Origin of the sequence: Streptomyces violens, assembly GCF_000717745.1 — a bacterium.
Classification (GTDB): Bacteria; Actinomycetota; Actinomycetes; order Streptomycetales; family Streptomycetaceae; genus Streptomyces; species Streptomyces violens.
In genome coordinates this window covers 1-25,702 of sequence record NZ_JOBH01000004.1, presented here as the reverse complement: position 1 = coordinate 25,702, position 25,702 = coordinate 1, and the positions used below count along the sequence as shown (strand labels likewise).

General features: G+C 70.9%; 21 protein-coding genes. 9 read left to right on the top strand and 12 right to left on the bottom strand.

Features of this window, described 5'->3' with window-relative positions; all coding sequences use genetic code 11:
* Window positions 1-54: 54 nt before the first annotated feature.
* Complete coding sequence (locus IF04_RS0108845; protein WP_030253219.1) at window positions 55-1,005, top strand: FAD-dependent oxidoreductase; 951 nt, start codon at window positions 55-57, stop codon at window positions 1,003-1,005.
* 64 nt (window positions 1,006-1,069) lie between these two features.
* Here the strand turns inward: IF04_RS0108845 and IF04_RS0108840 are convergent, their stop codons facing one another.
* The 3 genes from IF04_RS0108840 to IF04_RS0108830 form a co-directional block, all read right to left on the bottom strand.
* Window positions 1,070-2,830, bottom strand: a complete 1,761-nt coding sequence (locus IF04_RS0108840; protein ID WP_051830923.1) for a BCCT family transporter — start codon at window positions 2,828-2,830, stop codon at window positions 1,070-1,072.
* A 54-nt stretch (window positions 2,831-2,884) separates the two neighbouring features.
* Window positions 2,885-4,198, bottom strand: a complete 1,314-nt coding sequence (locus IF04_RS0108835) for a M14 family metallopeptidase (RefSeq protein WP_030253215.1) — start codon at window positions 4,196-4,198, stop codon at window positions 2,885-2,887.
* An 81-nt stretch (window positions 4,199-4,279) separates the two neighbouring features.
* Window positions 4,280-6,334 (bottom strand): Xaa-Pro dipeptidyl-peptidase, encoded by a 2,055-nt coding sequence (locus IF04_RS0108830; RefSeq protein WP_078600035.1) that lies wholly within the window; start codon window positions 6,332-6,334, stop codon window positions 4,280-4,282.
* Window positions 6,335-6,464: 130 nt separating this feature from the next.
* On the opposite strand from IF04_RS0108830, the gene IF04_RS0108825 reads away from it, so the two are divergent.
* Both IF04_RS0108825 and sph read left to right on the top strand, forming a co-directional pair.
* A complete protein-coding gene (locus IF04_RS0108825; RefSeq protein WP_030253211.1) occupies window positions 6,465-8,027 on the top strand; it encodes a M1 family metallopeptidase in 1,563 nt (520 codons plus the stop codon).
* A 92-nt stretch (window positions 8,028-8,119) separates the two neighbouring features.
* Window positions 8,120-9,118 (top strand): sphingomyelin phosphodiesterase, encoded by a 999-nt coding sequence (gene sph, locus IF04_RS0108820; protein WP_030253208.1) that lies wholly within the window; start codon window positions 8,120-8,122, stop codon window positions 9,116-9,118.
* A gap of 263 nt (window positions 9,119-9,381) precedes the next feature.
* Here sph and IF04_RS0108815 read toward each other — a convergent pair whose 3' ends face one another.
* The 3 genes from IF04_RS0108815 to IF04_RS0108805 all read right to left on the bottom strand — a co-directional run bounded on the left by IF04_RS0108815 (window position 9,382) and on the right by IF04_RS0108805 (window position 13,075).
* Complete coding sequence (locus IF04_RS0108815) at window positions 9,382-10,899, bottom strand: amino acid permease (RefSeq protein ID WP_051830922.1); 1,518 nt, start codon at window positions 10,897-10,899, stop codon at window positions 9,382-9,384.
* A gap of 176 nt (window positions 10,900-11,075) precedes the next feature.
* Window positions 11,076-11,864, bottom strand: a complete 789-nt coding sequence (locus tag IF04_RS0108810; protein WP_030253204.1) for a hypothetical protein — start codon at window positions 11,862-11,864, stop codon at window positions 11,076-11,078.
* Window positions 11,861-13,075 carry a TRAFAC clade GTPase domain-containing protein gene (locus IF04_RS0108805; RefSeq protein ID WP_030253201.1) on the bottom strand — a complete coding sequence of 405 codons (1,215 nt, stop codon included), beginning with the start codon at window positions 13,073-13,075 and terminating at the stop codon, window positions 11,861-11,863. Before IF04_RS0108805 ends, IF04_RS0108810 begins: the two co-directional genes overlap by 4 nt.
* Window positions 13,076-13,203: 128 nt before the next feature.
* Here IF04_RS0108805 and IF04_RS0108800 point away from each other — a divergent pair, with 128 nt between their 5' ends.
* Window positions 13,204-13,932, top strand: coding sequence for a MerR family transcriptional regulator (locus IF04_RS0108800; RefSeq protein ID WP_030253199.1), 729 nt, complete (start codon window positions 13,204-13,206; stop codon window positions 13,930-13,932).
* 42 nt (window positions 13,933-13,974) lie between these two features.
* Here IF04_RS0108800 and IF04_RS0108795 read toward each other — a convergent pair whose 3' ends face one another.
* From IF04_RS0108795 to IF04_RS0108780, 4 genes are read right to left on the bottom strand one after another with little or no spacing between them, the layout of a single operon-like run.
* Window positions 13,975-16,146 (bottom strand): 3-hydroxyacyl-CoA dehydrogenase NAD-binding domain-containing protein, encoded by a 2,172-nt coding sequence (locus IF04_RS0108795; RefSeq protein ID WP_030253196.1) that lies wholly within the window; start codon window positions 16,144-16,146, stop codon window positions 13,975-13,977.
* Between the two features lie 33 nt (window positions 16,147-16,179).
* Complete coding sequence (locus tag IF04_RS0108790) at window positions 16,180-17,394, bottom strand: acetyl-CoA C-acetyltransferase (RefSeq protein ID WP_030253194.1); 1,215 nt, start codon at window positions 17,392-17,394, stop codon at window positions 16,180-16,182.
* Window positions 17,395-17,442: 48 nt separating this feature from the next.
* The gene (locus tag IF04_RS0108785; RefSeq protein WP_030253192.1) at window positions 17,443-18,585 is read right to left on the bottom strand and encodes an acyl-CoA dehydrogenase family protein; all 1,143 of its coding nucleotides are present in this window, start codon (window positions 18,583-18,585) and stop codon (window positions 17,443-17,445) included.
* Between the two features lie 14 nt (window positions 18,586-18,599).
* On the bottom strand, window positions 18,600-19,763 hold the full coding sequence (locus IF04_RS0108780; protein ID WP_078600033.1) for a CaiB/BaiF CoA transferase family protein: 1,164 nt from the start codon (window positions 19,761-19,763) through the stop codon (window positions 18,600-18,602).
* A 157-nt stretch (window positions 19,764-19,920) separates the two neighbouring features.
* Here IF04_RS0108780 and IF04_RS0108775 point away from each other — a divergent pair, with 157 nt between their 5' ends.
* Both IF04_RS0108775 and IF04_RS0108770 read left to right on the top strand, forming a co-directional pair.
* Window positions 19,921-20,664 carry an MgtC/SapB family protein gene (locus IF04_RS0108775; protein WP_030253188.1) on the top strand — a complete coding sequence of 248 codons (744 nt, stop codon included), beginning with the start codon at window positions 19,921-19,923 and terminating at the stop codon, window positions 20,662-20,664.
* Between the two features lie 124 nt (window positions 20,665-20,788).
* Complete coding sequence (locus tag IF04_RS0108770) at window positions 20,789-21,985, top strand: saccharopine dehydrogenase family protein (RefSeq protein ID WP_030253186.1); 1,197 nt, start codon at window positions 20,789-20,791, stop codon at window positions 21,983-21,985.
* A gap of 67 nt (window positions 21,986-22,052) precedes the next feature.
* Here IF04_RS0108770 and IF04_RS0108765 read toward each other — a convergent pair whose 3' ends face one another.
* On the bottom strand, window positions 22,053-22,757 hold the full coding sequence (locus IF04_RS0108765) for an endonuclease V (RefSeq protein WP_051830920.1): 705 nt from the start codon (window positions 22,755-22,757) through the stop codon (window positions 22,053-22,055).
* Between the two features lie 447 nt (window positions 22,758-23,204).
* On the opposite strand from IF04_RS0108765, the gene IF04_RS38640 reads away from it, so the two are divergent.
* The 3 genes from IF04_RS38640 (at window position 23,205) to IF04_RS39605 (ending at window position 25,193) form a co-directional block, all read left to right on the top strand.
* Window positions 23,205-23,447: a hypothetical protein gene (locus IF04_RS38640; protein WP_157847627.1), complete on the top strand. Its 243-nt coding sequence runs from the start codon at window positions 23,205-23,207 to the stop codon at window positions 23,445-23,447.
* Between the two features lie 186 nt (window positions 23,448-23,633).
* On the top strand, window positions 23,634-24,428 hold the full coding sequence (locus tag IF04_RS0108755; protein WP_078600031.1) for a response regulator: 795 nt from the start codon (window positions 23,634-23,636) through the stop codon (window positions 24,426-24,428).
* Window positions 24,429-24,518: 90 nt separating this feature from the next.
* Window positions 24,519-25,193: a flavodoxin domain-containing protein gene (locus IF04_RS39605; protein WP_063829449.1), complete on the top strand. Its 675-nt coding sequence runs from the start codon at window positions 24,519-24,521 to the stop codon at window positions 25,191-25,193.
* Window positions 25,194-25,353: 160 nt separating this feature from the next.
* Here IF04_RS39605 and IF04_RS39040 read toward each other — a convergent pair whose 3' ends face one another.
* Complete coding sequence (locus tag IF04_RS39040; RefSeq protein ID WP_169746120.1) at window positions 25,354-25,503, bottom strand: hypothetical protein; 150 nt, start codon at window positions 25,501-25,503, stop codon at window positions 25,354-25,356.
* Window positions 25,504-25,702 lie beyond the last annotated feature (199 nt).

Sequence of the window (25,702 nt, the reverse complement as noted above, 5' to 3'; positions counted from 1 at the left end):
GAGGGTTAACCCAAGATCACAAAAGGCCGAAGGGAGTCCGGATACGGTCCTCGCATGACGAACGATGTGATCGTGATCGGAGCCGGTGTCACTGGCCTGACCTGCGCCGTCCAGCTCGCCGAGACCGGCCGTGCGGTCCGGGTGATCAGCCGGGACCAAGGCGCCGGAACGACGTCCTCGGTGGCCGGCGGGCTGTGCTGGCCGTACCGCATCCTCCCGGAGGAGGCGGCGGTCGAGTGGTCGGTGCGCGGCTACGAAGCGCTGGCGGGACTCGCGGACACTGAAGGCACGGGCGTACGGATGGTGACGGGCACGATGGCGGCGGCGTCGGTGCCGGACCGCTGGCGGGACGCCGTACCGGGGCTGCGCGCCGCGCGCCCCGAAGAGCTGCCCGCCGGCATACCCGAGGGCCTGCGGGCCCGCACCCCTCTGGTGGCCATGGACGCGCATCTCCAGTACCTGGAGCGGCGGCTGGCCGCAGCCGGCGGCACCGTGGAGCGGCGCCCGGTCGACTCCCTGGACGCCCTCGCACAGGACGCCGGCGCGGTGGTGAACTGCTCGGGCCTGGGCGCCCGGGAGCTGGTGCCGGATCCGGACGTACGCCCGGTACAGGGCCAGCTGGTGATCGTCGAGAATCCGGGCATCGAGGAGTGGTTCGTCGACGCCGACGGCCACGCGGACACCACGACGTACGTGCTGCCGCAGCCGTACGGCGTCGTGCTGGGCGGCACGGCGGTCGAGGGCGCGTGGTCCACCGAGCCCGATCCGGCGGTCGCCGAGGCGATCGTGGCGCGCTGTGCCCGCATCCACCCCGCACTGGCCGACGCACGGATCCTCGCGCACCGGGTGGGGCTGCGCCCGGCCCGGCCCGCGGTCCGCCTGGAGGCCGAGCGGCTGCCCGGCGGCGGGCTGTGCGTGCACAACTACGGGCACGGCGGCGCGGGCGTCACCGTGGCGTGGGGGTGCGCGGACGAGGTGCTGCGGCTGCTGGACGCGGCGGCCTGACAGCCTCCGGACACGCCGGAGCGGAGGGCCACAACGGCCCTCCGCTCCCTGACACACCTGCCAGTCAGTCCTTCCCGGTACCCGCCGGAGCCGGCCCGTCCTTGTCGCTGATGACCGTCGTCTCCTCCCCCGAGCCGCCGTTGGACGGCCCGATCCGGATCTCGAAGTCGCCCTCGTACTTCTCGTGTCCGGCCACGACCGCGGCCTCGATGGCCTCCTCGCCGAGCTGCCCCCGAACGATCAGCGGATCGCTCCGCAGATCCTTCAGGAGCGACCAACACATGGCGATCATGACAAGGGTGAACGGTGCCGCGACCAGAATTGTGAGGTTCTGCAGACCCGTGAGGGCGTCGCCGCTGCCGCCACCGATGAGCAGCATGATCGCGGCGACCGCGCCCGTGACCACGCCCCAGAAGATGACGACGGGCTTGGTGGGCTCCATGGTGCCCTTCTGGGACAGCGTGCCCATCACGATGGACGCGGCGTCCGCACCGGACACGAAGAAGATGCCGACCAGGATCATGACAATCACGCTCATGAGGGTGGCAACCGGGTACTGGTGCAGCACATCGAAGAGCTGCCCCTCCACGGAGGAGGTGTCCGAGAGCTGCTTGCGCTCCTTCAGGAACATCGCGGACTGCCCGAAGATCGCGAACCAGATGAGGCTCACGACGCTGGGCACCAGGATGACGCCGCCGACGAACTGACGGATCGTGCGGCCCCGGCTGATGCGTGCGATGAACATGCCCACGAAGGGCGTCCAGGAGATCCACCACGCCCAGTAGAAGACCGTCCAGCTGCGCAGCCAGCCCTCGACGCCCTCACCGCTGCTGGCGCCCGTACGGCCGGCCATCTGCGGCAGTTCGTCGAAGAACGTGGCGACCCCGGTGGGCACCATGTTCAGGATGAGGATGGTCGGCCCCGCGATGAACACGAAGACGGCCAGGATCAGCGCCAGCACCATGTTGATGTTGGACAGCCACTGGATGCCCTTGGCGATGCCGGAGACCGCGGAGAGGATGAACGCGATCGTCAGCACGGTGATGATGACGACCAGCAGGGTCGTGCTGACGCTGTCCTTCCAGCCGAGGACCTTGATACCGCTGCCGATCTGCAGCGCTCCCAGACCCAGCGAGGCGGCCGAGCCGAAGAGCGTCGCGAAGATCGCGAGGATGTCGATGATGCGGCCGCCCGTACCGTTGGCCCGCCGGGCTCCGATCAACGGGGTGAAAACGGCACTTATCGTCTGTCGGCGGCCCCGCCGGAAGGTGCTGTACGCGATGCCGAGCCCGACCACCGCGTAGATCGCCCACGGGTGCAGCGTCCAGTGGAACAGCGTGGTGGCCATCGCCGTATCCATGGCCTGCGCGGCGTCCCGGGGGTGAGTACCCGGCGGATGGGTACTGAAGTGCCCCAGCGGCTCGCTCACGCCGTAGAACATCAGGCCGATGCCCATGCCGGCGCTGAACATCATCGCGATCCAGGAGACCGTACGGAACTCGGGGTTCTCGCCCTCCCTTCCGAGGGTGATGCGCCCGTACTTGCTGATGGCCAGCCAGATCGCGAAGATCACAAAGCCGGACGCGGCCAGTACAAAGGCCCATCCGCCGTTTTTGATGAGCCAGTCGAGCATCGTGCCCGATGCCTTCTCGAGTGACTCGGTGGAGGTCGCTCCCCAGACGATGAAGGCCAGGGTGAGCAGTGCCGTGACGCCGAAGACCACGCGGTCGGTCTGGGCGGGGCGGGCACGCTGCGACTCCGGGGGCAGGTCGATCGGGCTCGTCGCCCCGCTCCCGCCCCCCGGTTCGTTCTCTCTGTCCGTCACGTGGTGACCTTTCGATGGGCTGGATTTCCCCTAGCCATTACCCCCTACCACGGTTTAACACGTGGTTGACGGCTTCGCGGCCGTAAGGTGATATGCCGATCGTTCATCGAGCAGCAGCGGCACGAGCGCCCGCAGGGGCTGGCGCAGCCGTACGACGGCACCGTCGCCGTCGCGCTCGGCCCGTACACCGTGCAGCGCGAGCTCGTCTCCGACCTCCGCATAGCTTTCCTTGTCCAGCCGGTAGGCGCACGGCGGGTCCTGGAGGATCTCCTCGTCCGTTGCCGGATCGTTGTCGGCGCCGCCGAAGTAGACGGGCCCGCGGTCCGCGTATCCTGCCAGCCGCGCCGCCGTGGTGGCCGCCTCGATCCGGCCACGGCGCTCATCGAGGAAGGCGAACGTGCCCTTCAGCCCGGCGAGCTGGGAGTCGACCCGGCGCCGGTTGTTCACGGCCGGATCGTCCTTCTCGGCCTGTGTGAGCGGCGTCGTACGGGTCTCGACGAGCAGTCCGACGGAGTTCTTCACGCCCGACGTGTTGCGCAGGATGCGCTCCTGTCCGTCGCCCGCGACCTGCTTGATGGGCTCGCCGGTCTCCGGGTCGGTCCAGATGCCGTAGATGCCGGTGCTGAAGCCGCTGTCCTGAACGGTGGGGCGTACGTACCGTTCGGAGAGCGTATGGGCCTCGTCGTGCACCGCGTCCTGGGTGTTGAGGCTGCGCGGCCACAGGGAGAGGAAGTCCTTGTCGTAGTACGGCGGGGTGGCTCCGTACTCGTGCAGGTCGTAGATGGTGTCCGGGCGGTAGTCGCGGAACAGCGCGGCCATCGTGCGGGCCTCGGCGGTCTTCAGGGCGAGGTGGTCGCGGTTGATGTCCACGCCGTCGGAGTTGCCGCGGGTGTTCGCGGCCCGGCCGTCGGGGTTGGCGGTCGGGAGGACCAGGACGCTGGTGTGCTCCAGGAAGCGGCGGGTGGCCGCGTCGGTGGCGTAGGCGAGGTTCCGGATGGTGGACAGGCACGCCTCGCGCCCGGAGGGCTCGTTGCCGTGCTGGGAGCAGATCAGCAGGACCGAGTTGCCGCGGCGGATCTGCTCGGCGCTGGGCGGCTGCGTGGCGCCGATACGGACGAGCTGGAGCGGGCGTCCCTGCTTCGTCGAGCCGATGCGGTCGACGCGCGTGCGCGCGCTGTCCCGGTCGACGCGGGCGAGGAACTCCTGCTCCTCGGGCTGGGTGGTCCAGCGCGCGCCGTTACTGGTCTCGAAGCCGGTACGCGGCCCTTCCTGCGCCGCGGCCGTGGCCGGCGCCGGTGCGGCCAGGAAGGCCGTGGTGAGCGCGGTGGTGACGGCGCCGAGGAGCGCGGCGCGGAATCTGTACCTCACGAAGTGGTGCCTCCCTTGGTGGAGCGGACAGGGTGCTCCGGGCCGGGGCCGCGTGCGTACGCTGCGGCCCCGGCCCGGTGGTCAGCGGGCGTCCGGTACGGGCCGGCCGGGGCGCGGCGCGTCCAGTCCCGCGAGCGGGCCCGCCCCGGTGTGCGGTGCCTTCGGCGTACCGGAGAGGGCGCGCGCTGCGCCCGTGAGCGGCAGTTCGGCCTTGGTGCGGGACAGGTCGACGCTGAGCGTCGGCCGGGTGGAGGGCGGGTCGATGAGACCGGCGTCCGTGCCGCCGATGATCAGCGCGAGCCGGTGCCCGGCGGGTACGACATGGTCGGTCGCGGCCAGGTCCAGGGTGATCGTGTACGGCTTCCCGGGCGTCAGCGGGCGGCCCTTGTGCGGGTCGGCGTAGGTGCCGAGGTCGGCCCAGCCGCGGCTGAAGACGGTCTGCCGCACCTTCTCGGTGTCGGGCGCGGTCTCCTTGTAGCAGGCGCTGTCGCCGTCCCGGCTCGCGCCCCAGCAGGTGCGCCGGTCCAGCGTGGTGATGCCTTCGCCCTGCCCCGTGTAGTCGCGGATGGTGGCGGGGCCGAGGTCGACCAGTACGGCCGAGAGGTGGGCTGTGGCGGTGGAGGGCGTGGCGGTCACGGTGACCTTGCCGGCGCCCGAGAGGCGCAGCGGTGCCGCCAGCGGCGCGGTGCTGAACGCGGCCTTCGCGGCGGTCGGTTGATCGGCGTGCGCCGCCCAGTCGGTCTCGCTCAGCTTCGGGTCGTCGGTGAAGGTCTCGGTGGCACCGGGCGGCGCGGGCTTCGTCCCGAGCACCCCGACGCCGGGCTGCTCGCCCTTGCCGGGCCGCAGGGTGGTACGGGCGGCCGTGCCGGGCGCGGGCCAGACGCGGTCCGTCGTCCACTCCCCCGGGGCCCGCTCGATGTCGGCCATCGGGGCGCGGTCGGCGCCGTTCTCGTAACCCATCAGGTAGTGGTCGAACCACCGGTGCAGCGCGGACACCCACGCCTCCCGCCGGAAGTCGAACGGATCGACGTGGCCGGTCTGGGACAGCCAGATCTTCCTCTCCACACCGTTCTTCGCCAGCGCGTCCCACCACTGCCCGAAGTGCTTGGTGCGGACGTTGAGGTCCTGCATGCCGTGCACGACGAAGACGCTGGCCTTCACCTTGTGCGCGTCCTTCACGTAGTCGCGCGCGTCCCACAGGCCGGTCCAGTCGCCGCTCCTGGGGGCGCCGTCGACGAGCTCCTTCTGTACGGCTGCGCAGCGGGTGCGGGCCGCGGGGCTCTCGACGTAGTCGGACAGCCACTCGGGGCCGGAGTCGTAGAGCGGCGCGCCCTGGGAGAAGTAGTAGTCGTACCAGGAGGAGATGGCGCCGATGGGCACGATGGTCTTCAGGTTCGGCACGCCCGTGGCGGCGACTCCGTTGGCCACGGTGCCGTCGTAACTCTTGCCGATCATGCCGGTCCTGCCGTTGGACCAGTCGGCGGTGACCCGTTTTCCGCCCGTGGGGGCGTCGTAGCCGCGGGCGCGGCCGGCCAGCCAGTCCACGACGGCCTTGGCGGACCGCACGTCGGAGCGGCCGCCGACGTCCACGCAGCCGTCGGAGCGGTTGGTGCCGGCCAGGTCGACCAGGACCGTCGCATAGCCGCGCGGCACGAAGTAGTTGTCGTAGTGGAGCGGGAACTGCACGGGGCGGCCGTCGGCGCCGTAGGTCTTCTTCTGGCTCTCGTTGCCGCGGCCGCAGCAGGAGTAGTACGGACTCGCGTCCATGATCACGGGTATGCGGCGGCCCTGTTGCGCCGGTTCGCGGGGCCGGACGATGTCGACGGCGACCCGGTCGGTCCTGCCGTCCGAATCACCGTCCAGCTTCGTGTCCACCCATACCGACTCGCGGATGGCGCGGTCGTAGGAGTACACGGGCCTGCTCTCCCCGGAGGCGCCGGGTGCGGCCTCCGCGACGCCGCCGGGCGGGAGCAGGACGGCCGGCAGGGCGGCGGTGGCCGCCACGACGAACGCTTGCCACGGTATGCGGCCTCGCCGCGTGCGTATGGTCACCCGCGGGACCGTAGCGCGAGGCCAGGGCGGTACGTAAGGGTGTGGCAGGGACGGAAGTGACCATGACGGCCCGATGTCGGTCATGTGTCAGATATGGCCATGCACCTGACGTGGGACGCGGCAGTACATAGGGTCGGAAGCGATCCCGACCCGGATCGGCACCACCCCCACGAAGGCCGGAACCGACCGGTCTCTCCGACGAGTTGGAGGACTCGTGCGTCACAGACTCCTCGTGCCGGGCGCCGCCGCGCTCAGCCTGCTGCTGGCGATCCCGGCATCGGCTGCCGACTACTCCCCCGGCACGCCGGGCGTGGGCGACTCCTACTACCCCGAGAGCGGCAACGGCGGGTACGACGTCTCCCACTACGACCTGCGCCTGAAGTACCAGCCGAAGACGGATCTGCTGGAGGGCACCGCGACTCTCCTCGCGAAGACCACGCAGGACCTCTCGCGCTTCAACCTCGACTTCGGCCTGAAGGTCAGCGAGGTCCGCGTCAACGGCAAGAAGGCGGCCTTCAAGGCGTCCGGCAAGCACGAGCTGGAGGTGACGCCGGCCGCGCCGCTGCCCAAGGGCAAGGACATCAGCGTCGTCGTCCGTTACGCGGGCAAGCCCTCCGAGCTGAAGATCGACGGCTTCACGGCCTGGGCGCGCACCCCCGACGGCGGCGTGGTCGCGCAGGAGCCGGACGCGGCGGTCTGGTGGTACCCGAGCAACGACCACCCCACCGACAAGGCGACGTACGACATTTCGGTGGCCGTGCCGGACGGCACCCAGGCGCTCAGCAACGGCGTGCTGCTCTCGCAGTCCTCCAAGCTCGGCTGGACGCGCTACAACTGGCGCTCGGACAAGCCGCAGGCGACGTATCTGACGACGCTCGCGGTCGGCAAGTTCGACATCACCAAGGACACCACGGCGAACGGCCTGCCGGTCATCAACGCCGTCAGCAAGGACCTCGGCAGCAACGAGGGCGCGGCGAAGGCCAGCATCGAGCGCACCACCGAGGTCGCGGAGTGGCTGGAGACGGTCTTCGGCCCGTACCCGTTCAACGCGCTCGGCGGTTACGTACCGAACGTCCCGGCCGGTTACGCGCTGGAGACCCAGACCCGCCCCTTCTACGGCAAGAAGGCCTTCGACGCGGGCACCAACGTCTCCGTCGTCGTGCACGAGCTGGCCCACCAGTGGTACGGCGACAGCGTGTCCCTGAAGGACTGGAAGGACATCTGGGTCAACGAGGGCTTCGCGCGCTACAGCCAGTGGCTGTGGTCGGAGAAGGAGGGTGAGGGCACCGCGCAGGAGCTGGCGGACTACGTGTACGACCGGCACCCGGCCGACGACGCCTTCTGGACGGTGAAGCCGGGCGACCCGGGCCCGGAGAACCAGTTCGACATCGCGGTCTACGACCGGGGCGCGCTGGCCCTCCAGGCGCTGCGCAACAAGCTCGGCGACAAGACCTTCTTCGAGATCCTCAAATCCTGGCCGACGGAGAACAAGTACGGCAACGCCTCGGTCGCCGACTTCGTGAAGTTCGCCGAGGAGAAGTCCGGCAAGCCGCTCGCCGCCTTCTTCGACACCTGGCTGTACCAGCCCGCCAAGCCGTCGGCCCCGGCGGCGCAGGGCGCCACGATCGCGGCCGGCAAGGCCCCGGCGGCGCAGCCGAAGTCCTGGAAGAAGATCGCGGCAACAAACAACGTACACGCACACGGCGACGCCCATGCGCACGACGACGTCCACACGCAGGACGACGTCCACGCGCAGGACGGCCACCGCCCGGAATAAATCTTCCCGCCGACCACCGGTTACCAGAAGGTAACCGCGCCTGATTGGATGTGCGGCACCGGATCAACCCCCCACCCCCACAGGGAGATTCAGTGCCGCACTCCACACGGCGACGCACGCGTGCCGCCGTCCTCGCCACCGCGATAGCCGTCGCCGCGTCACCACTCCTCACGTCCGCCACAGCATCGGCCGCACCGGCCACCACCGCGGACACCCCCGCCCTGAAGGTCCTCACCTACAACGCATTCCTGTTCAGCAAAACGCTCTACCCCAACTGGGGCCAGGACCACCGCGCGAAGGAGATCCCCGCGGCGGACTTCTTCCGCGGCCAGGACGTCGTCGTCCTCCAGGAGGCGTTCGACAACTCCTCCTCCGACGCCCTGAAGGCGAACGCCGCTGCGGCGTATCCGTACCAGACCCCGGTCATGGGCCGCGGCAAGGACGGCTGGGACGCCACCGGAGGCGCGTACTCCTCGCTCACCCCGGAGGACGGCGGCGTCACCGTCCTCAGCAAGTGGCCGGTGCTCCGCAAGGAGCAGTACATCTACAAGGACGCCTGCGGCTCGGACTCCTACTCCAACAAGGGCTTCGTCTACGCCGTACTGGACGTGAACGGCACGAAGGTGCACGTCGTCGGCACCCACACGCAGTCCACCGACCCCGGCTGCGCCGCGGGCGAGGCCGCCACGACCCGCGCGAAGCAGTTCAAGGAACTGGACGCCTTCCTGGACGCCAAACAGATCCCGGCGGGCGAGCAGGTCATGGTGGCGGGCGACTTCAACGTCGACTCACGGAGCGAGGAGTACGGGGCGATGCTGAGCGCCGCCGGCCTCACAGCCGCCGACACCCGCACCGGACACCCGTACTCCTTCGACACCCAGGACAACTCCATCGCCCGCGACCGCTACCCCACCGACCCCCGCGAGGACCTGGACCACATCCTCCACCGCACCGGCCACACCCGCCCCACCGACTGGCGCAACGAGGTCGTCAAGGAGCAGTGCCCGCCCTGGACGGTCACCAGCGGCGGCAAGGACTACACGTACACGAACCTCAGCGACCACTATCCGGTGACCGGGACGGCCGTCTAGGACTTGGGAGCGCTGCCGCGGCCGCCCAACCCGCCAGGCGCGCTCGCCCATTGCCGACCGCCGTGGAGAACAACGCCAGCGGGACGGCCGCCAGCAGATGCGCGACGCCCTGGGCGAGGACCGTGTTGCGGTTGGCAGCGAAGCCGGTGCCGGCGAGAAGCCGAGTACGTAAGGCCGGTCAAGGGGCAGACCACTGTACGGCAGCGCCCCGGCCCCCGTCTCCGTAGAGACATGGGCCGGGGCGCTGCGTCGGCTGCTTCTGGTCAGTGGCGCGGGCCCGGGAGCTTGGGTGCGGGCGGGCCTTCCGGGCCGTCCGCGCCGCCGGACGCGGTGCGTTCCGCGGCGATGCGGTTGACGCGGCCGCGGACTGCGAACCAGCCTGCGATCAGGGCCACGGCGATCACCGGGGCCAGCATGACCGTGTCGCGGCCGACGCCGCCGTCGAACCACATCAGGACGATGACGCCGAGCAGGAACGCGATGGTGACGATGTCGGTGACCGGTGTGCCCGGGAGGCGGAACTTGGGGCGCTGCAGGAGGCCCTCCTTGGTCCGGCGGACGAACACCATGTGACAGATCATGATCACGACCCAGGTGCTGATGACGCCGAGCGCCGCGATGTTGATCACGATCTCGAACGCCTTGCCCGGCACCACGTAGTTCAGCCCGACGCCCAGCACGCAGACCGCCGAGGTGAGCAGGATGCCGCCGTACGGCACCTGGTGGCGGTTCATCCGGCCGGTGAACTTCGGCGCGGAGCCGGCCGCCGACATCGAGCGCAGGATGCGGCCCGTGGAGTACAGGCCGGAGTTGAGGCTGGACATGGCGGCGGTGAGCACGACGAGGTTCATCACGTCGCCCGCGGCCGGCACGCCGACGTTGGAGAGCACGGTGACGAAGGGGCTCTCGCCGTCGGTGTACTTGTCCCACGGCATCAGCAGTGTCAGCAGCACGACCGAGCCGACGTAGAAGATGCCGACCCGCCACATGATCGAGTTGACGGCCTTGGGGACGACCTTGTGCGGCTCGCTGGTCTCGCCCGCGGTGACGCCGACCATCTCGACGGCGGAGTACGCGAAGACGACGCCTTGGAGGACCACCACGACCGGGAGCAGGCCGGTCGGGAACAGTCCGCCGTTGTCGCTCAGCAGGTCGAAGCCGGGCGTGTGGCCGCTCACCGGGTGCTGCGTGGCGAGCAGGAAGATGCCGATCAGCATGAAGGCCACGAGCGCGGCGACCTTGATGATCGCGAACCAGAACTCCAGCTCACCGAAGATCTTCACCGAGATCAGGTTCACGGCGAGTACCACCGCGAGGGCGATCAGCGCCATGAGCCATTGCGGCACGTCGGTGAAGAGGCTCCAGTAGTGCGTGTAGAGCGCGATGGCGGTGATGTCGGCGATACCGGTGGTCGACCAGTTCACGACGTACATCCAGCCCGCCACGTAGGCGCCCTTCTCGCCCAGGAACTCACGGGCGTAGGACACGAAGGAGCCGGAGGAGGGGCGGTGCAGCACGAGCTCGCCCAGCGCCCGGACGACGAAGAAGGCGAAGAGGCCGCAGACCGCGTACGCGATGGCCAGCGCGGGGCCCGCGGCGGCCAGCCGGCCGCCGGCGCCGAGGAAGAGGCCGGTGCCGATCGCCCCGCCGATGGCGATCATGTTGATGTGCCGGGCCTTGAGGCCCTTGCTGTATCCGGCGTCGCCCGCGTCGTGCGGGGCGTTGCCGGTCCCCCCGTCCGGCGGCCGGTAGGCGTCCTCCTGGACGGTGTGCGTGCTCACAGGTGCGTCATCTCGCTTTCGGGAGGGCGGTGGAGCGATGGCCGGCTGCCGCGGATCACGCGAGTCGGCCGACCGCACACCTTCCCCGAAGTACGGTCATCCGTCTGTGAAAGAGATCACATGGGCCCAGCCGCTGAGCCTCGGTCGCCCCTTCAGGACCGGCCCGACGGCCTCCCTCAGTCCTTGAAGATCAGTACCAGCGCCAGCACGACCGCAACCGGCCAGCCCGCCAGCAGTACGACCGCCCACAGCCCGCCGCCGGGCCCCCTGAGCAGCGCCACGAGCCGCCCGACCAGGCCGTAGCGGTCCTCGGGAGCGTCGTCCTCGTCGTCCTCGCCGTCCTCGCCCTGCTGCGCCCGCTGCGGACCTCCGGCCGCCTCGGGCCCCGGCACGGCCTTCTCGGGCTCTGCCGGGGCGTCGGGCGCGTCCTCACGGTCGGGCGCGGTGGACGCCGGCTCCGCCGCCTGCCCGGACTCCGGTACCGGTACGGTCCCCGCGGCCAGCACCGCCACCGGCACCCGCGGGGACACCGCGGGCGGGAACGCCCGCTCGTCCTCCAGGAAGCGCGCGAAGACCTCCAGCACCATCGGACGCAGCCCCGGCAGGTCGGCGTCCGCCACGGACATCCGTGCCCGCGCGCCCGACGCCCCGGTGACGACCACGCCGTACGCGAGCTCGATGGGCCGGCCGCTGCGGTCGCGCAGCACCACCCCGGCCGCGCCGGGCGGCGACGCCTGGACGATGCGGTACGAGAGTCCGATGCGCCCGCCGCCCGGCAGCGGCGCCTCCGCGTGCCGGCTCTCCCCCTCCTGCGTCAGGCTGCCGGTGATCGCGTCGCGCAGCAGCCCGGACAGATTGCGCTCGCCCAGGAAGCGCGGCACGAGCAGCGTGCGCTGGCCCACCACCCGGCCGCGCCCCACCAGAAAGGGCCAGCAGCCGGCGTCCCGCCCGCCCCTGCGGCTCACAACGCCTCACCGTCGCGCAGCACGGAGGCCGGCATCTTGGCCACGAAGGAGGCCAGCTCGGCGTTCATGCGGTCCATCGCGATCCGCCGCGCGGAGGCCGCCTCCTCGGTGAGCCGGTCGACCTGCCCCAGCTCCTGCTCGCGCAGGCCCATCTTGCGCTCGCCCTGCTCCGTGAGCCGGCTGGCGAACATCTCCACCGCGGCCTCGCTCACCTTGTCGAGCTTCTTGCCGCCCACCACGGCGCCCAGGACGCCGCTGATGGCCTTGCTGAGCCGGGCGCTGAGGGTGCCGCTCAGCCACTTGATCCGCTCGGCGGCGGTCAGGGCGGTGCAGCGCTGGATCTCGCGGATGAGCTGGCGGCGGGTCGCCTCGTCCAGCCGGCCGAGGATCGAGGAGAAGATGTCGGGCAGGATCGCGAGGAACGGGACCTCGACGTACTGCGGGTGCGGCAGCGCGCCCGGGTGCTTGCGCATCCGGCCGTCCGGCTCCAGCGTCGCGTAGTCGGGGCCCACCGAGCTGACGGGCAGCAGCCGGACGGCGGGTACGTACTCGTTCCCCGCCATCGCGACGTTCCCCACGAGGTGCGCGAACTCCTCCATGCCGCACAGCGCCTCCTGGACGGCGGCCAGCGAGTCCGCTTCCGTACCGGCGTATCCGGCGATCAGGTCCCACTTGGTGATCACGAAGTGCACCGGCTTCTCCGCCGACTGCAGCAGCCCGAAGATCATCGACATTTCGTGGTGGAAGTGGTCCAGGCCCTCGTCGGTGCCGCGCAGCAGCTCGCGTACGTACTGCCCGTCCAGCAGGCACAGCACCGTGTCGGCCGCCACCAGCCGCTCGGTCAGCTCCTCCTGGGCCCGCGAGGCGGCGTCGTCCTGGGTGGCCTCCGTGAGCAGCTCGCCCGCGTAGTCCAGGTACTTGATGCGCAGCACCGAGTGGTTCGTGGCGTTCCGCCGGGTCTTGCAGTCGAAGGTGTACTCACGGTCGTTGTGCACACGCGTCGAGGCGGGCCACTCCCCGCTGTCCCGCACCTGGCGGTAGATGCCCATCAGCTCGACGCGCTGCGCCTGCGAGCACTCCAGGAAGATCGCGGCGCTGCTCTGCACCTGGAGGCGCTTGAAGAGGCTGGAGAGGTAGACCGTCTTGCCTGATCCGGACGGCCCGACCACCAGTACCCGGACGGTGAACGGGTCGTCGCTGAGTTCGAGCATGCATCCCCCGAGAGCGCTGTACCGAACACTGGACGCTACTGACAGGGGCAGTGGGCCGGGAGGCGAATCGGCGCTCCCTCACCCGCAGGAGTGGTGACATCAGTGGTGAGACAGCAATACTGTTCAACATGATGGAGTCCGCTGCCGAGCTGAGCCTGACCGTCGACGAGCTGGCCGCCCGGGCCGGTGTCACGGTCCGTACGATCCGGTTCTACAGCACCCGCGGGCTGCTCCCGCCGCCGGAGATCGGCCCGCGCCGCGTCGGCCGGTACGGCCCCGACCACCTCTCCCGGCTCGCGCTCATCGAGGAGCTGCAGCACCAGGGCATGACGCTGTCGGCGATCGAACGGTACCTGGACCAGCTGCCGCCCGACCTCAGCGCCCAGGACCTGGCCATTCACCGCGCCCTCGTCGCCGGCTGGCTCCCGGACCGGGCCGAGGAGCAGACGCTCGCGCAGTTGGAGCGGCGGGTGGGCCGGTCGCTGACCGAGCAGGACCTGGACCGGCTGGGCGCGATGAGCGTGCTGGTGCGCACCGAGGAGGCGGGCGTCTTCCAGGTGGATCCGGGGCTGCTGCAGCTGGGCGTGCGGCTGCTGGACGTGCCGATCGCGCTGGAGACCATCCTCGCGGCCCGTACGGTCGTGCTGGAGCACACCCGCTCGGCGGCCCGGGAACTGAGCCGGCTGTTCAGGGACGAGGTCGGGGCCGCGTACGAGGACGGCGGGCCGGACGCCGCCGAGGTGGCCCGGCGCAAGTCCCTCTCCGCCGACATGCAGCCGCTGGTCGTGCAGGCGCTGGTGACTGCTTTTCAAAGGTCCATGAAGGACGAACTGCGGGAGTGGTTCGGCGGGCGGTGAGGGAGCGGGGGCGGGCCGCCGCGCGACCCGCCCCCACCTCCGTCAGTCGCTGAAGCGCTCGCCCTTCGCGGCCTTCTCCAGCAGCAGCGCCGACGGCGCGAACCGCTCGCCGTACGCCGCCTGGAGCTCCTTGGCGCGGGCCACGAAGCCGGCCACGCCGCCCTCGTACCCATTGATGTACTGCATCACGCCGCCGGTCCAGCCGGGGAAGCCGATACCGAAGATGGAGCCGATGTTGGCGTCGGCGACCGAGGTGAGCACGCCCTCCTCGAAGAGGCGCACGGTGTCCAGCGCCTCGGAGAAGAGCATCCGCTCCTGCATGTCCTTGAAGGGGATCGAGACGTCCTGCTTCGTGAAGTGCTCGCGCAGGCCCGGCCACAGACCGGCCCGCTTGCCGTCCTCCCCGTACTCGTAGAAGCCCGCGCCACCGCTGCGCCCCGGCCGGCCGAACTCGTCGACCATGCGGTCGATCAGCGCGTCCGCCGGGTGCGGTGCCCAGCTGCCGCCGGCCTCCTCGATCGCCTTGCGGGTCTCGTTGCGGATCTTCCGCGGCAGGGTCAGGGTCAGCTCGTCCATCAGGGAGAGCACCTTGGCCGGGTAGCCGGCCTGGCCCGCGGCCTGCTCGACGGAGGCCGGGTCGACGCCCTCGGCGACCATCGCCACGCCCTCGTTGATGAAGTGGCCGATGACGCGGGAGGTGAAGAAGCCGCGGCTGTCGTTGACCACGATCGGGGTCTTGCGGATCTGGCGTACCAGGTCGAAGGCGCGGGCCAGCGCCTCGTCGCCGGTCCGCTCGCCCTTGATGATCTCCACCAGCGGCATCTTGTCGACCGGCGAGAAGAAGTGCAGACCGATGAAGTCCTGCTTGCGCTGGACGCCTTCGGCGAGGCCGGTGATCGGCAGGGTCGAGGTGTTGGAGCACAGCAGCGCGTCCGGCGCGACGATGCCCTCGATCTCCTGGAACACCTTGTGCTTGAGCGCGGTGTCCTCGAACACCGCCTCGATGACGGCGTCACAGCCCGCAAGGTCCTGCGGGTCGGCGGTCGGGGTGATGCGGGCGAGCAGCTCGTCGCGCTTGGCCTCGGTCGTGCGACCCTTGGCTAGCGCCTTGGCGAGCAGCCCCTCGCTGTACGCCTTGCCCTTCGCCGCCGCCTCCGGGGTGACGTCCTTCAGCACCACCTCGATGCCGGCCCGGGCGCAGCTGTATGCGATGCCCGCGCCCATCATGCCCGCGCCGAGCACGGCGACCTTGGTGACCTTGCGCTCCTCGATCCCCTTCGGGCGGTTGGCCCCGGAGTTGACGGCCTGGAGGTCGAAGAAGAACGCCTGGATCATGTTCTTGGAGATCTGGCCGGTGACCAGCTCCACGAAGTACCGCGCCTCGATGGTCTGCGCGGTCTCGAAGTCGACCTGGGAGCCCTCGACGGCGGCCGCGAGGATGTTGCGCGGGGCCGGGTACGGCGCGCCGTTGAGCTGCTTCTTGAGGTTGGCGGGGAACGCCGGCAGGTTCGCCGCGAACTTGGGGTTCGCGGGCGTGCCGCCGGGGATCTTGTACCCCTTGACGTCCCAGGGCTGCTGGGACTCGGGGTTGGCGTCGATGAACGCGCGCGCCTTGGAGATCAGTTCCTCGGGGCTCTCCGCGACCTCGTGGATCAGCCCGTTGTCCTTCGCGCGCGTGGCGTTGTACTGGGTGCCCTGGAGGAGGACCTTCAGCAGCGCGTCGGCGATGCCGAGCAGCCGTACCGTACGGGCGACGCCGCCGCCGGCCGGGAGCAGGCCGAGGGTGACCTCGGGCAGGCCGATCTTGGTGCCGGGGGTGTCCAGCGCGACACGGTGGTGGCAGGCGAGCGCGATCTCGTAACCGCCGCCCAGCGCCGCGCCGTTGATGGCCGCGACGACGGGCTTGCCGAGCGTCTCGATGCGGCGCAGGTCGCGCTTGATGCCCTGGCCCGCCTCGAACGCCTGCTGGGCGTTCTCCCGGCGGACGGCGATCAGCTCGCGCAGGTCGCCGCCGGCGAAGAAGGTCTTCTTGGCGGAGGTGAAGATGATGCCGCGTACGTTGTCCTGCTCGGCCTCCAGGCGGTCGGCGACCGCGGCGAGGGAGGTCTTAAAGGCGTCGTTCATCGTGTTCGCCGACTGGCTCGGGTCGTCGAGGACGAGGGTGACGACGCCGGTCTCGTCCTGCTCCCAGCGGATGGTGCTGGCTTCACTCATGGTGCGTTCTCCGTAAGGGGTCGGGACGGACGGTCAGAGGCGCTCGATGACGGTGGCGACGCCCATGCCGCCGCCGACGCAGAGGGTGGCCAGGCCGTAGCGCTTGTCCTGGCGCTCCAGCTCGTCGATGAGGGTGCCGAGGATCATCGCGCCGGTGGCGCCGAGCGGGTGGCCCATGGCGATCGCGCCGCCGTTGACGTTGACCTTGTCCAGGCTCAGGCCCATGTCCTGCGCGAAGCGCAGCACGACGGCAGCGAACGCCTCGTTGATCTCGACCAGGTCGATGTCGTCGATGGTCAGGCCGGCCTTGGCGAGCGCCTTGCGGGAGGCGGGGGCGGGGCCGGTGAGCATGATGGTGGGCTCGGAGCCGGAGACCGCCGCGGAGACGATCCGGGCGCGCGGGGTCAGGCCGTACCGCTCGCCGACCTCCTTGGAGCCGATCGCGACCAGGGCCGCGCCGTCCACGATGCCGGAGGAGTTGCCCGCGTGGTGGACATGGTCGATGGACTCGACCCAGTGGTACTTCTGCAGCGCCACGGCGTCAAAGCCGCCCATGTCGCCGATGGCGGCGAAGGAGGGCTTGAGGGCGGCGAGCGAGTCGGCGGTCGTGCCGGGGCGCATGTGCTCGTCGTGGTCCAGGACGGTCAGCCCGTTGCGGTCGGTGACGGGGACGACGGACCGCTTGAAGCGGCCGTCCTTCCAGGCCGCGGCGGCGCGCTCCTGGGACAGCGCGGCGTACTCGTCCGCGTCGCGGCGGCTCCAGCCCCCGATGGTGGCGATGAGGTCGGCACCGATGCCCTGCGGGACGAAGTTGGTGTCGAAGTTGGTCATCGGGTCGTTGAACCAGGCGCCGCCGTCCGAGGCCATCGGTACGCGCGACATCGACTCGACGCCGCCGGCCAGTACCAGATCCTCCCAGCCGGAGCGGACCTTGGCGGCGGCCAGGTTGACGGCCTCCAGGCCGGAGGCGCAGAAGCGGTTCTCCTGTACGCCGGCGACGGTGTCGGGCAGCCCGGCGGCGATGGCCGCGATACGGGCGATGTCGGAGCCCTGATCGCCGACCGGGCCGACGACGCCGAGCACGATGTCGTCCACGGCGGCCGGGTCGAGGTCCGGGAAGCGCCGGCGCACCTCGTGGATCAGGCCGACGACCAGATCGATCGGCTTGGTGCCGTGCAGCGCGCCGGCGGCCTTGCCGCGGCCGCGCGGGGTGCGGATCGCGTCGTATACGTACGCTTCGGAAGTCACGGTGTGCAGCCTTTCAAAGGGGTGAGGGTGAGCCGCGCTGACGTAGCGTCAGCCGAGCAGCGAGCGGCCGATGATCTCCTTCATGATCTCGGTGGTGCCGCCGTAGATCGTCTGGATGCGGCCGTCGGTGAACGCCTTGGCGACGCGGTACTCGTTCATGTAGCCGTACCCGCCGTGCAGTTGCAGACAGCGGTCGGCCACCCGCTTCTGCAGCTCGGTGGCCCACCACTTGGCCATCGAGGCGTGTACGGCATCCAGTTGCCCGGCCGAGTGGTCGACAATGCAGCGGTCCAGGAACGTCCGCGTCACAGCGCACTCGGTGGCCATCTCGGCGATCTCGAACCGGATGTGCTGGAGCTTGGCGAGCGGCCGCCCGAACGCCTCGCGCTCCTTGACGTACTGCGTGGTGATCTCCAGCAGGTGCTCGGCCGCGGCGATGCCGGCCACCGCTATGCCCATCCGCTCCTGCGCGAGATTGGTCATCAGGTGGATGAAGGCGCCGTTCAGCTCCCCGAGCAGGTTCTCCTTGGGCACGCGCACGTCATTGAAGAACAGCTCGGCGGTGTCCTGGGCCTTCTGCCCGATCTTGTCGAGGTTCCGGCCCCGCTCGAAGCCCTCCATGCCGCGCTCGACTACCAGCAGGCTGAGTCCGTGAGCGCCCCCTTCGGGGGTCGTCTTGGCGACCACGACGACCAGGTCGGCGAGGATGCCGTTGGAGATGAAGGTCTTGGAGCCGTTCAGTACCCAGTGATCGCCGCGGTCCTCGGCGGTCGTTCTGATCCCCTGCAGGTCGGAGCCCGCGCCCGGCTCGGTCATGGCAATCGCGGTGATGATCTCGCCGCTGCAGAAGCCGGGCAGCCAGCGCCGCTTCTGCTCCTCGGTGGCCAGCGAGGTGAGGTACGGGCCGATGATGTCGTTGTGCAGGCCGACGGCCAGGCCCGCGGCGCCGGCCCGGGTGAACTCCTCGGCCAGCACGGCGGAGTAGCGGAAGTCGGCATTGCCCCCGCCGCCGTACTCCTCGGGCACGGCGAGCCCCAGCAGTCCCTGGCGGCCGGCGGCGCGCCAGGCCTCCCGGCTGACGATGCCGTCCTGCTCCCACTGCTCGTAGTGCGGCTCGACCTCCTTCTTGAGGAAGGTGCGCACGGTCTCGCGGAAGGCGTCGTGGTCCTCGGTGAAGATCTGGCGCGCCATCTGCGTCGGCTGGGTCATCGTTGCGGGCCTTCCTCGGTGCCGTCCTCGGGACGAGCGGTGGTGGTCAGGGCGGGGACGTCCCAGTCGCGGGCCACCGCTTCGGTGTCCGCGCCGGGCAGGGCGGGGCCGCCGCGCACCGCGCCGGGCGTGCGCGAGAAGCGCGGCGCGGGCGCCGGCTGGGTGACACCGGCGTGTTCGACGAAGGTGCCGCGGGCCGCGAGATGGGGGTGGTCCGGCGCCTCGCGCAGCGACAGCACGGGCGCCACGCACGCGTCGGACCCGTCGAAGACGGCCGTCCACTCCTCGCGCGTACGGGTACGGAACCGGTCGGCGATGGCCGTACGCAGCGCGCCCCACTGGGCGAAGTCCTCCCGCGGAGGCACCTCGTCCGCCAGGCCGAGCAGCCGCAGGAACTCGGCGTAGAAGCGCTGCTCCAGAGCGCCGACGGCCATGTGGCCGCCGTCGGCCGTCTCGTACGTGCCGTAGAAGGGCGCCCCGCCGTCCAGGAGGTTGGCGGCGCGCCGGTCCTGCCAGGCGCCCGCCTCCAGCATGCCGCGGATCATGGTGGTGAGGTGGGCCGTGCCGTCGACGATCGCGGCGTCCACGACCTGGCCACTGCCGCCTTCGGCGCGCGCGTGCTGGAGCGCGGCGAGGATGCCGATGACGAGGTAGAGCGAGCCGCCGGCGTAGTCGCCGAGGAGGTTGGCGGGGGCGACGGGCGGCCCGTCGGCGGTGCCGGTCATGCCGAGCGCACCGGTGAGCGCGATGTACCCGATGTCGTGCCCTGCGGTGTCGGCGAGCGGGCCGTCCTGGCCCCAGCCGGTCATCCGGCCGTAGACGAGGCGGGAGTTGCGGGCCAGGCACGCCTCGGGGCCGACACCCAGCCGTTCGGCGACGCCCGGCCGGTAGCCCTCGATGAGTACATCGGCCCGCTCGGCCAGGTCGAGCACCTGCCCCGGCCCCTCCGGAGCCTTCAGGTCGACGAGCACCGAGCGCTTGCCGCGGTTGGTGAGGTCGTGCGCCGGATCGACGCCGATGCCGGAGCCGCCGGGGCGGTCCACGCGTACGACGTCGGCGCCGAGGTCGGCGAGGTGCATCGCGGCGAACGGGCCCGGCCCGATACCGGCGAGTTCCACCACGCGCACTCCGCTCAGCGGGCCGTTCCCTGTCTGCGCCATCGCGCCCCCAGCTTGTGACACCAATGCTGTAACACTCGTGATGTTAAGAACGTGTTCCACTTTCCACAAGCCCCTCCTGGGGCTTTCCGGGCGGGCTCCTGGGAGCTTTGCGGGCGGCCTCCCTTGTCCGCGCGGGGACAGTGATGACAATGGCCGGATGCCTTCCTCGAACCTCGCCGCCGCACTGTTCGACCCCGCCACCGGCCAGGGCTGGCGCCAGATCATCGAGCTGGCCATGGCGCTGCTGCTGTCCTCCCTCATCGGGCTGGAACGCGAGGCGCGCCAGAAGAGCGCGGGCCTGCGCACCCACACCCTCGTGGGCGTCGGCAGCGCGCTCTTCATGGAGGTGTCGATCCACGGCTTCGGGGCGGTCACCGGTATCGAGGGCGTCGGACTCGACCCGTCCCGGGTCGCCGCGCAGGTCGTCTCCGGCATCGGTTTCATCGGCGGTGGCCTGATCTTTGTGAAGAAGGACGCGGTACGCGGCCTGACCACGGCCGCGACCATCTGGCTGACCTGCGCCATCGGCATGGCCTGCGGCGGCGGGCTGCCGCTGCTCGCGCTCGCCTCGACGGCCGTGCACTTCCTCGTCGTACGCGGCTTCCCCAAGATCACCGACCGGATGTCGATGACCCCGTCCCTGGAACGCTTCGAACTCCGGCTCGCCTACCGCTCCCAGCACGGCCTGCTCGGCCGGATGCTGGAGCTGTGCACCGGCAGCGGCTTCCAGGTGACCGACGTACAGGTCGAGACCGGGCCGGAAGAACCCGACCGGGTCGCCAGCGAAGTACTCCTCCGCCTGGAGGGCACCGCCTCGCCGCACGATCTGCTCGAACGCCTGGCGGAGCTGGACGGCGTCCGTGGGATCACTATGGGGCGGGAGGCCGACCGTACGGAGTGAGTCCCGTGGCCGGCCGGAACGGCCGTCTTCCCGCCACGTCGCGCGCAGGGCCGTGTTGACGCCACGTACAGCTCGTCCTTAGCGTGCGACACCTGCCGACACGATCACACCGAAGGGCCGCACCATGGGACGACAGGCTGCCGCGGGACGGGCGTACGACGTCGTCCTCTTCGGCGCGACCGGCTTCGCGGGCCGGCTCACCGCCGCCTACCTGGCCGCGCACGCCCCCGAGGGCTGCCGCTGGGCACTGGCCGGGCGCAACAGGGCGAAGCTGGAGCAGCTCCGGGACGAACTGGCGGCTCGTCACCCCGCCTGCGCCGATCTGCCGCTGCTGCACGCCGACGCCGCCGACCCCGCGTCTCTGCGCGAGGTGGCCGCCGCGACCCGGGTACTGGCCACGACGGTCGGCCCGTATCTCGCGTACGGCGAGCCGCTGGTGGCGGCCTGCGCCGAGGCGGGCACGGACTATGTGGACCTCACCGGTGAACCGGAATTCGTCGACCGGATGTATCTGCGCCACCACGAGACGGCGCTCGCCTCGGGCGCGCGCCTGGTGCACGCCTGCGGCTTCGACTGCATTCCGTACGACCTCGGCGTGCACTACACGGTGGGACTGCTGCCCGAGGGCGTACCGCTGCGGGTGGCCGGCTTCGTGCGCACCAACGCCACCTTCTCGGGCGGCACGCTGGCCTCCGCGCTCACCGCGATGTCCCGCCCGCTCGGCATGGCGCGCGCCGCCCGGGAGCGGCAGCGCGTCGAGCCGCGCCCGGTGGGCCGTGCGGTGCGCGCGGCGCCCGGGACGCCGACCCGGCAGCAGGGCGTCTGGGGCGTACCGCTGCCGACCCTCGACCCGCAGATGGTCGCCCGCTCGGCGGCCGCGCTGGAGCGGTACGGGCCGGATTTCCGCTACCGCCACTACGCCGGCGTCAAGTCGCTTCCGGTGGCGGTCGGATGCGTACTGGGCGCAGGCGTCACGGCCGGACTGGCCCAGCTCCCGCCCGCACGCCGGTGGCTGTCGGCCCGGCTCGCGCCCGGCGACGGCCCGGACGAGACGCGCCGGGCGAAGAGCTGGTTCAAGGTCCGCTTCGTGGGCGAGGGCGGCGGCCGACGGCTCGTCACGGAGGTCGCGGGCGGCGACCCCGGATACGACGAGACGGCGAAGATGCTCGCCGAGTCGGCCCTGTCCCTCGCGTACGACGAACTCCCCGAGACCGCAGGCCAGGTGACGGCCGCGGTCGCCATGGGCGACGCGCTCACGGAACGGCTGACGAAGGCGGGAATGCGCTTCCGGGTGGTCGAGCAACAGGACCTGACGGACTGACGAACGGGAGCCCCCGGCCGCGCCGCTCAAGGCCCGGGCGCGGGCCTCTTTTTGACGCTTTCGACGCTCAGGCCTCCGCGAGTGCCCGGCGGCACAGGGCGTCGGCCTCCCGGGTGGTCTCCGGCTGCCGGTACTTCGTCGCCAGCCGCAGCGTATGGGCACACGCGTGGTCCAGCCCGACACGGTGCCCCACGGACACGAAAACCGGCTTCACACCCCGCCGCGTTCGCAGCGCGCGGCCGACCTCCTCGCCACCGTCCAGCAGCGCGGAGGTGGCACCGCGGTCCGGCCCCGGCGCCTCGTACGTGAAGGTGAACGGGTTCTTCCCGACGCCGATCACCGGCAGCCCGGTGAGTACTCCCAGGTGGCTGGCGAGCCCGAAGCGGCGCGGGTGGGCGAGCCCGTAACCGTCGCAGATCACGAGGTCGGGGACGCGCTCGAGCCGGTCGAGCGCGTCGAGCACGGTCGGGATCTCCCGGAAGGCGAGCAGGCCGGGAACGTACGGGAAGGACACCGGCCCCACCGCCGTCGCCTCGTCGACGACGCGCAGCGTACGGGCGTCCAGCGTGACGGCCGCCGCGGCGACGACGCCCCGCTCGTCGTCGTACGCCACGTCCACGCCTGCCACCGTGCCGTCGAAGTCCGGCTCGGGGCCCGGCTCGTCGAGCACCACATGGCGGCGCAGCCGGTCCTGGGCGGCCCGGGCCGCGGCCTCATCGGCAGGCCAGTTACGCAGTTCGTCGTCGCGGGAAACCGTTCCGGAGTTCATCATGATCCCGCCACGTTACCGGCTCCGCATCGGGCGCCTTGGCGCAAGGCCGGCCGGGGTCGTCTTCGCCCCGTTCCGCTACGGGTACTTCGACCGCCGTCCCGTAGACGACGCACGCGCACCTCACACCCGCGCTGCCAACGAACTCACTCCGACCCAGTGTGGGACCCGGTCTCCAAACAACCGCTCTACAAGGTGACGGCGGTACGGGTGCGGAAGTCGTCGGGGGAAGAGAAGCCAACAGAGGACGGGGCACCTCCTCCGCACAGCATCGCCACGGAAGGCCCGGAAGGCTGATCCCCGGAAGGCTGATCCCATGAACAAAATCGGCTTGCTGCTCTCCGAACTCCACGACGCAGAGACCGATTTCGCCACCGCCTGCCGCCGGACCGCCGAGCGCCAGGCCGCCGACCACGGCACGTCGTACCCGTGCCGCACCATCGCGACCCAGTGCGACAACCACGCCGCCCGGAGTCCGGCCTCCTCCTGCTCCGCGACCTGCGGCAGCTCTTCCTCGCGGCGCAGGCCGTGAACGTGCACTGGATCTACCTGGGCCAGGTGGCCCAGGCGGTGCGCGACCAGGACCTCCTCACCGAAGTGACGGCCCACCACAAGGAAACCCTCACCCACATCAAGTGGATCAAGACCCGCATGAAGGAAGCCGGCCCCCAGGCTCTGACGGTCGAGGACTGACCAACACGCCTACACGGTCGCGGACTGGCCTTGGTTGCCAGGGCACTCCGGTCCCGGATGGGGCTTGTCGGCCCATGGTGGTGCGTGCGCGGGTGCACCACGCTGGGGTCGGCGGCCCGGATACGGACTGAGCGGACCGAGCGGACTGAACAGCGACCGGACAAGGACAAGGACGGAGCCGAGACCATGACGGAGCCCGGCAGTACGAAGGCATCCCCCATCCGCGTCTTCCTGCTGGACGACCACGAAGTGGTCCGCCGCGGCCTGCGCGACCTCCTGGACGCCGAGCCGGACCTGACCGTCGTCGGCGACGCGGCAGACGCCCGCCAGGCGCTCGCCCGCGCCCCCGCCCTGCGGCCGGACGTCGCGGTGCTCGACGTACGCCTGGGCTCCAGTACCGACAGCGGGGACCACGAAGGCATCGACGTCTGCCGGGAGTTGCGCGGCGCGCTCCCCGGAGTGGCCTGCCTGATACTCACCTCGTTCGATGACGACGAGGCACTGTTCGACGCCATCATGGCCGGCGCCGCGGGGTACGTACTGAAGCAGATCAAGGGATCCGACCTGGTGACGGCCATACGGACGGTGGCGGCCGGCCAGTCGATGCTGGACCCCGGCGCCACCGCCCGCGTTCTGGCCCGCGTCCGCGGCCCGGTGGCGCCCGCCGGCCCACCGGAACTGGCCCGCCTCTCCCCTCGGGAGCGGCAGATCCTCGACTTGATCGGCGAGGGCCTGACGAACCGCCAGATCGCCGACCGCCTCTTTCTCGCCGAGAAGACAGTGAAGAACCGAATCTCCGCCATCCTGACCAAGCTCAAGGTCGGCCGCCGCATCCAGGCGGCGGTCATCGCGGAACGTGTACGGGATCGGGAGCTTGTACGGGATCGGGAAGTCGTACGGGATCGGGAAGTCGTACGGGGCCGCGGCCCGGAGGCGGGTCGCGAGCCGGATTTCGAGCGGGAGGAGATCCCCGGTGGCTAGCCGGAGGAGCCCCCTCGCCGGCTCCCGCGTCGACGGCGTCGTCGAGCTCACCGACCGTCTCGGGAAAGCGCCATAACCCCAGGAAGCGCCATGGCCAAGCACCGCGTACTGATCGCCTACGCCTGCGGCCCCAAGGCCGAATTCACCCAGGCCATCGCGGAGGAAATAGCCACCGTGCTGCGCGAGGACGGCTTCGATACAGAGCTGCGCCCCGCGGCGGAAGTGGTCAGCGTGGGCCCGTACGACGCCGTCGTACTCGGCGGCGCGCTCCGCGCGAACCGCTGGCACCGCGACGCCCGCCGCTTCGCCCGCCGGCACTCCGCGCAGCTGCGCTCCCGCCCGGTGTGGCTGTTCAGCAGCGGCCCTTCGAGTACCTCGGCGAGCGAGCCCGACGCGCCACCGGTACCGGGCGCGAGCCGCGCGATGGACCGGGCGGGGGCCCGCGGGCACATCACGTTCGGTGGTCGTCCCGGCCGTCCCGGCCGTCCCGGTCGTCCCGGACGCCCTGGTCGGCTCGGTCGGTTCGGTCGGCTCAGTCGCCCCGGGCGTTCCGGCCGCTCGACGGCGGACCGGGGCCGGTATCGGGACCGGGAGCGGGATCGGGACCTGGGCCGGGAGCGGGACCTGGGCCGGGAGCGGGACCTGGGCCGGGAGCGGGATCGGGAGCGACCCGACGACAACCGGACCCCGACTACCGATCACCCGGACATGACCCGCATCCGCGACTGGGCCCACCACATCGCCAACGAGGTGAACGGCCCCTGAGAACCGTACGAGGGCGAGTCGTGGGCCGTTGCCACCGCGCGGGACCGGCGGGCGGGACCGGCGTTCACTCCAGCGCGAGACCGGCGTCGCTGTGCGACGCCGGCCTTCTTTGCGCGACGCCGGCGTTACTCTGCGGCGGCGCCAACGCGGCCGCGAGGCGTCAGCGCAGACCGCCACCGAAGAGCGCGCCGAGCACATCGCCGGCGAACTGCAGCCCCGCCTGCTCCCGCGGGGTCAGCTCTTCCGGTTCGGGCGCCGCGACGGCGGACCCTGTAGCAAGGAGCCCGGCGGCGAAGAGAGCGGTGAGCATGACAGTGAGACGACGCATCATGTGCTGTTCCCAACCGTGAGGAGACAGGTGCGAGCTCCATCCTCGGCCGCCCTCCGACCGCCCGCCACGCGACGCCCCACCCACTGCTGCGAACGGACCACCCAACCGTCCACCCGGCCGTCCTTCCGACCGCCCTCCCGCCCCTCCCCCCGCCCCTTCCGGCTGCCCCGTCACCCAC

Excerpts from the sequence above, each read along its gene's own strand:
- IF04_RS0108845 (WP_030253219.1), top strand. The coding sequence starts at position 55 with ATGACGAACGATGTGATCGTGATCGGAGCCGGTGTCACTGGCCTGACC.
- IF04_RS0108830 (WP_078600035.1), bottom strand. The coding sequence starts at position 6,334 with ATGACCGACATCGGGCCGTCATGGTCACTTCCGTCCCTGCCACACCCT.
- IF04_RS0108805 (WP_030253201.1), bottom strand. The coding sequence starts at position 13,075 with ATGCTCGAACTCAGCGACGACCCGTTCACCGTCCGGGTACTGGTGGTC.
- IF04_RS0108800 (WP_030253199.1), top strand. The coding sequence starts at position 13,204 with ATGATGGAGTCCGCTGCCGAGCTGAGCCTGACCGTCGACGAGCTGGCC.
- IF04_RS0108795 (WP_030253196.1), bottom strand. The coding sequence starts at position 16,146 with ATGAGTGAAGCCAGCACCATCCGCTGGGAGCAGGACGAGACCGGCGTC.
- IF04_RS0108785 (WP_030253192.1), bottom strand. The coding sequence starts at position 18,585 with ATGGCGCGCCAGATCTTCACCGAGGACCACGACGCCTTCCGCGAGACC.
- IF04_RS0108780 (WP_078600033.1), bottom strand. The coding sequence starts at position 19,763 with ATGGCGCAGACAGGGAACGGCCCGCTGAGCGGAGTGCGCGTGGTGGAA.
- IF04_RS0108775 (WP_030253188.1), top strand. The coding sequence starts at position 19,921 with ATGCCTTCCTCGAACCTCGCCGCCGCACTGTTCGACCCCGCCACCGGC.
- IF04_RS0108770 (WP_030253186.1), top strand. The coding sequence starts at position 20,789 with ATGGGACGACAGGCTGCCGCGGGACGGGCGTACGACGTCGTCCTCTTC.
- IF04_RS0108765 (WP_051830920.1), bottom strand. The coding sequence starts at position 22,757 with ATGATGAACTCCGGAACGGTTTCCCGCGACGACGAACTGCGTAACTGG.
- IF04_RS0108755 (WP_078600031.1), top strand. The coding sequence starts at position 23,634 with ATGACGGAGCCCGGCAGTACGAAGGCATCCCCCATCCGCGTCTTCCTG.
- IF04_RS39605 (WP_063829449.1), top strand. The coding sequence starts at position 24,519 with ATGGCCAAGCACCGCGTACTGATCGCCTACGCCTGCGGCCCCAAGGCC.
- IF04_RS39040 (WP_169746120.1), bottom strand. The coding sequence starts at position 25,503 with ATGCTCACCGCTCTCTTCGCCGCCGGGCTCCTTGCTACAGGGTCCGCC.